Raw genomic sequence first — 5,343 nt, forward strand, 5'->3', positions numbered from 1 at the left:
CAATGCTAAGAGATGGTGTTATGTGGGATACAGATAGCCTCAAAAATTAACTATTGACGCCATAGTCTCTTGTTAGACATTATTTGCCGACTACCTTGGTGATCTCGCCTTTCACGTAGTGAACAAATTCTTCCAACTGATCTGCGCGGGAGGCCAAGCGATCTTCTTCTTGTCCAAGATAAGCCTGTCTAGCTTCAAGTATGACGGGCTGATACTGGGCCGGCAGGCGCTCCATTGCCCAGTCGGCAGCGACATCCTTCGGCGCGATTTTGCCGGTTACTGCGCTGTACCAAATGCGGGACAACGTAAGCACTACATTTCGCTCATCGCCAGCCCAGTCGGGCGGCGAGTTCCATAGCGTTAAGGTTTCATTTAGCGCCTCAAATAGATCCTGTTCAGGAACCGGATCAAAGAGTTCCTCCGCCGCTGGACCTACCAAGGCAACGCTATGTTCTCTTGCTTTTGTCAGCAAGATAGCCAGATCAATGTCGATCGTGGCTGGCTCGAAGATACCTGCAAGAATGTCATTGCGCTGCCATTCTCCAAATTGCAGTTCGCGCTTAGCTGGATAACGCCACGGAATGATGTCGTCGTGCACAACAATGGTGACTTCTACAGCGCGGAGAATCTCGCTCTCTCCAGGGGAAGCCGAAGTTTCCAAAAGGTCGTTGATCAAAGCTCGCCGCGTTGTTTCATCAAGCCTTACGGTCACCGTAACCAGCAAATCAATATCACTGTGTGGCTTCAGGCCGCCATCCACTGCGGAGCCGTACAAATGTACGGCCAGCAACGTCGGTTCGAGATGGCGCTCGATGACGCCAACTACCTCTGATAGTTGAGTCGATACTTCGGCGATCACCGCTTCCCTCATGATGTTTAACGCCGCCATAAGTTGCGGCTTTGTAGTTGATTGTTTTGTGGTAGCGTAGCGTTAAGCCACAAAACAAGCGACGGAAAAGCCGTCAACTTGATGGCCTTGTTAGCCTTATCAGCGCGACTGTGATGTATAAACGTCAAAAATTGAACGACCAATTTTAACAATCGCATCATTTCGCTCTGCCATTGAAGCCTGTGTTTGAGCTAGATAGATGCTCACAATAATTGGGGCTTGATGCTCACTCCACACAACTGCTGTAATACTCCGAGCACCAAATCCGCCAGCACCTGAACGATCCGCAATGTTCCATCCCGCCGGCAATACTGAACGTAGTAAATTACCAGTGACTTGATTGTTCACCATCCAAGACTCTAATTTTTTTTTGTTCATTTCAGATAGCGCTGAACCAAATAAAAATTTATTCAAAGTACTGGCTATTGCCTTAGGAGTTGTCGTATCCCTCAAATCACCGAGCTTACCTTCATTTAAATCAGGCTCAATACGGTCTAGACGAGTCTCTTTGTCCCCAATTTGTCTTAAAAAATCAGTAACGCCTTTGGAGCCACCTACAGCACTTAGGATGATATTTGCCGCAGTATTATCACTTGTAGTCATAGTTGCGAAGCACGCATCATCGAGTGTGATTGCCTGCCCTACTTGCTTTTCTATTACAGGGGAATAGGTCACAAGATCTGCTTTCTTAATCTCGACTGTACTATTGGGATTAACTTTTCCTTGCTCAGCATCATATAGTAATTTAGCGCAAGCTATTGTTTTAAAAGTACTTGTCAACGGGAAGCGCTGATTGCCATTGTAATCCCAGTATTCTCCATTTTGAGTATCAAGAACGGAAACACCTATACGAGCAGAAAGAGAAACTTCAATTGCCTTAACGTCTTGTTCAACTTGCCGAAACTTTGAACTACTTGCAAAAGCATAAAAGATACGCTATTCTTAGCATTTGCTCCATGTCTCAATGCATTAAAAGATTACAAACGCATATAAGGTTACTTAAGATAAATGTCTCTACTTAGTCGCTATGAACAACTTAATTTGATTCAATGTAATAGACGTTACAAGCTCATAATTGCACATTTTTAATGACGTTCAGAGGTCGTCAATAATGAATTTTCTGATAAAAAATATTCTGCTCATTACTCTTTTTGTTCCTTTTGTAACAGCAGCAAACAATACAGACACTAAAACGCTGGAGGTTAAACAATTAACCGATAATATCTATCAGCATATCTCATATAAACATGTTGAGCCTTGGGGGTTTATTGGCGCGTCTGGCTTAATTGTAGTCGATGGAGATGCGGCATACCTGATTGACACTCCTTGGACGACCAAAGCAACCAATCAACTTATTGAATGGATTGAAGATAGAGGTCTCGTACTAAAAAGCGCAATAGTAACTCACTTTCATGAAGATGCGAGTGGTGATTTACCACTTTTAAATGATTTAAAAGTTAACACTTATGCCACTTCACTCACTAATCAACTTCTTAAACTCAATAACAAAGAAATTTCGAATACTGAAATATCGAGCAATGAACTCAAAATTTTCAACGGCATTGCGACAGTGTATTATCCTGGCCCAGGCCATACTGAAGATAACATCGTTGTTTGGTTACCGAATGAAAAGCTATTATTTGGCGGTTGCTTTGTTAAAAGCCTCCGTAATAAAAGTCTAGGTTACACTGGAGATGCAAATATAGGCGAATGGTCGAACTCTATTCAAAGAGTGCTGCAACGCTATCCAGATATAGTCACTGTAGTGCCTGGGCATGGTCAGGTTGGAGACGTTAGTTTACTCCTTCATACACAAAAATTAGCATCATCCGATAAGACTTCTGACAAATAGACAAATAAAGCAAAGGAAAAATAGTGGAGCTAAGAGGTAGTAGAATAAAACTATCACCATTTGATAGTTCAGATAGACAGTTGTTCATAGAAATATCAATGTGCCCCATTATGATGGAGCATGTGTATGAGCCTCTAACTTATCAAGAAGCTGTGGCAGCGTTTGAGTTAAAATCTCAATCTTGGCAGTTTGAAAGTGATCACTGGCTTTCATTTGGTATTGAGGACATATCATCAGGAGAAAAGCTGGGCAGTATTGGATTGAAGGTCATTAATCACAAGGCGCGAATAGCCGAAGTAGGTTACATGATTAAGCAAAGTGCTCAAGGCAGGGGAATTGCTGGAGAAGCTTTAACATTAATTAAGCAATTTGGGTATAGGAAGTATAAACCACCTTTTTGCTCCTCATCCGAAGTATCTTACCTGAAATTCCCTCACTCGTTTACCGCTCAAGCCCCAATTTTAACTGCCGGTCCAGCCTAAACCGCTCTAATAAGGTTCGATTTGGCGGTAAAATCTCTAGCCTGATAGCTCGAGAGATACAAACTGCCCCACCGCCCCGTTTAAAAGTTGGCAGTGTTGAGCAGTGTTGGATTTGGGGTCGTCAGTCAAAGAGACGACTCTGTGATGGATCGAACAGGCTGGGAGTCAGTGGCGGCGCTCGTTCTGGTGGCAGCTCACGCTGCTTGGCGGCATTCGCCTTGGCTGTTTTCTGTTTCAGATGCTTGAGAATCTGCTCAATGACCTTCGGATCTTCGATGCTGGCAATCACTTTGACGTGACCGCCGCAGTGTTCGCAGACTTCAATATCAATATTGAAGACTCGCTTGAGGCGTTGCATCCAGGTCATGGCGCGGTGGCGCTCTGCAGGACTCTTGTCACGCCAGTTAGTATCGAGACCTTCCGATTTGTCGGGCTTCTTGCCCCGCTTGGCGGGTGTTACTTGAACTCGGTGTTTGCTGTTCGGTGCAAAGACGCCGTGGAAGCGTGTGAGGTTGACTCGCGGCTTAGGTACCAACGCAGCGAGTTTGGCGATGAAGTCCAGCGGCTCGAAGATCACATGGGTGGTGCCATTGCGGTACGGAGTTTTGAGCTCGTAACGCACCTGCCCATTGGCGGTTAATGCCAGACGTTTTTCTGAAACCGCTGGCCGACTAATGTAGCGACACAAGCGCTCAAGCTTATCCCGCTGATGCGCTTCGGCCATCACACCGGCGTGTAGCGAGAAACCAGCATGGTTGGCTACTCGACTGCTTGAGTCGGCTTTATCCTCACGCCCTGGCAAGGTTTGCAGGGTGAAGACTTTGCGCCCTTGCTGGGGGCCGACGGCAATGCGATACGTAACCGAAGCACCATGTAATTGAGTCAGCGTATCGTCTTCGCCCTCTTCCAGTGTCAACCACGTATTCTCGGCATCACGCTCCAAAATCCCACGCTTTTCCATGCAGCGAGCGATGCGATGGCTGAGGGTGTGAGCGAGCGTATTCAGCTCATCGTAAGTGGGTGCCTTGACACGATGGAAGCGTTGCTTGCCATAGTCATCTTCGGCATAGACACCATCGAGAAACAGCATGTGGTAGTGGACATTGAGATTTAGCGCGGAGCCAAAGCGTTGGATAAGAGTCACTGAGCCAGTTTGTGCAGAGGCTTTGGTGTAACCGGCTTTTTTGATCAGATGAGTTGAGAGTGTACGATAGACGATACTCAAGACCTGGCCCATCAGCTGGGGATGGCGAGCCAGCAAAAAGCGTAGCTGGAAAGGAAAGCTGAGCACCCACTGGCGAATGGGCTCCTTGGGGAAGACTTCGTCTATCAGCAGCGCCGCACTCTCGGCCATCCGGCGGGCACCGCAGCTAGGGCAAAAGCCGCGTCGTTTACAGCTGAAGGCGACCAGACGCTCGTGATGACAATCCTCGCAGCGAACCCGCATGAAACCATACTCCAGACGGCCACATTGGAGGAGGTCGTTGAATTCTTGTTGGATGTAGCGAGGCAGGTGTTGACCTTGGGCTTCGAGTGAGGCTTTGAAGGCTGGGTAGTGCTGCTCAACCAGCTGGTAGAGCAGCGTCTGGTCGGGTTGGTGGCGTTCGTAACCGTTTGTTTGAGTGGGCGATTGACTCGCCGTGGCGTTCCTTGCCAGCGACATGGGTATCCTCCGCTGATACTGTGGTTATGTACAGTATCAGCGGCTTGCGTTCAGACGTCCAGTCTGGCCCTAGACATCGCTAAATGCTTAACCCGCAATAGCCCTCACGAGTTGTTATCAGCCACTACCGGTTGAGCGAGAAGGTTTTGGGTTCAGGGTGCTATTGCTCCACCAATCACAATACTGAAGCCCCAACTGTTATCAGTTGGGGCTTTTTCTTGTCTGTTTGCGGCGGTTGCGTTTTATCGGTAGTCGTCGAGCTCTGCACCATCCCACATAAGAGCTTAACGGTGCGATCTTCAACGCCATCACACAAAACTTTCTTTTTCACGCACAGTCAACTTATTGGATGTTTTATTAACAACCCAAAAGGAGATATTTAGCGGGCGGCCGGAAGGTGAATGCTAGGCATGATCTAACCCTCGGTCTCTGGCGTCGCGACTGCGAAATTTCGCGA

5 protein-coding genes are annotated in these 5,343 nt (G+C 47.1%); 2 read left to right on the forward strand and 3 right to left on the reverse strand.

What is annotated here, in order from left to right:
* Positions 1-79: 79 nt before the first annotated feature.
* Positions 80-871: an ANT(3'')-Ia family aminoglycoside nucleotidyltransferase AadA1 gene (gene aadA1 / locus R7041_RS22565; protein ID WP_001206316.1), complete on the reverse strand. Its 792-nt coding sequence runs from the start codon at positions 869-871 to the stop codon at positions 80-82.
* Between the two features lie 117 nt (positions 872-988).
* Positions 989-1,822 carry a PSE family carbenicillin-hydrolyzing class A beta-lactamase gene (blaPSE, locus tag R7041_RS22570; RefSeq protein ID WP_181726425.1) on the reverse strand — a complete coding sequence of 278 codons (834 nt, stop codon included), beginning with the start codon at positions 1,820-1,822 and terminating at the stop codon, positions 989-991.
* Between the two features lie 178 nt (positions 1,823-2,000).
* Between blaPSE and R7041_RS22575 the strand changes: the two genes are divergently transcribed.
* Entirely contained in the window at positions 2,001-2,741 is a 741-nt protein-coding gene (locus R7041_RS22575; RefSeq protein WP_181726415.1) for a subclass B1 metallo-beta-lactamase VAM-1, read from the forward strand.
* Between the two features lie 23 nt (positions 2,742-2,764).
* Positions 2,765-3,223 (forward strand): GNAT family N-acetyltransferase, encoded by a 459-nt coding sequence (locus R7041_RS22580; RefSeq protein WP_181726414.1) that lies wholly within the window; start codon positions 2,765-2,767, stop codon positions 3,221-3,223.
* A gap of 121 nt (positions 3,224-3,344) precedes the next feature.
* On the opposite strand, the gene R7041_RS22585 is transcribed toward R7041_RS22580, so the two are convergent.
* Positions 3,345-4,886 carry an IS91-like element ISCR1 family transposase gene (locus tag R7041_RS22585; protein ID WP_000050481.1) on the reverse strand — a complete coding sequence of 514 codons (1,542 nt, stop codon included), beginning with the start codon at positions 4,884-4,886 and terminating at the stop codon, positions 3,345-3,347.
* Positions 4,887-5,343: the final 457 nt, after the last annotated feature.

Source organism: Vibrio sp. 1751 (assembly GCF_033339895.1).
In the GTDB taxonomy this organism is placed as follows: domain Bacteria; phylum Pseudomonadota; class Gammaproteobacteria; order Enterobacterales; family Vibrionaceae; genus Vibrio; species Vibrio alginolyticus.

Coding starts and splice junctions, on each gene's coding strand:
- R7041_RS22585 (WP_000050481.1), bottom strand. CDS start 4,886: ATGTCGCTGGCAAGGAACGCCACGGCGAGTCAATCGCCCACTCAAACA.
- R7041_RS22575 (WP_181726415.1), top strand. CDS start 2,001: ATGAATTTTCTGATAAAAAATATTCTGCTCATTACTCTTTTTGTTCCT.
- aadA1 (WP_001206316.1), bottom strand. CDS start 871: ATGAGGGAAGCGGTGATCGCCGAAGTATCGACTCAACTATCAGAGGTA.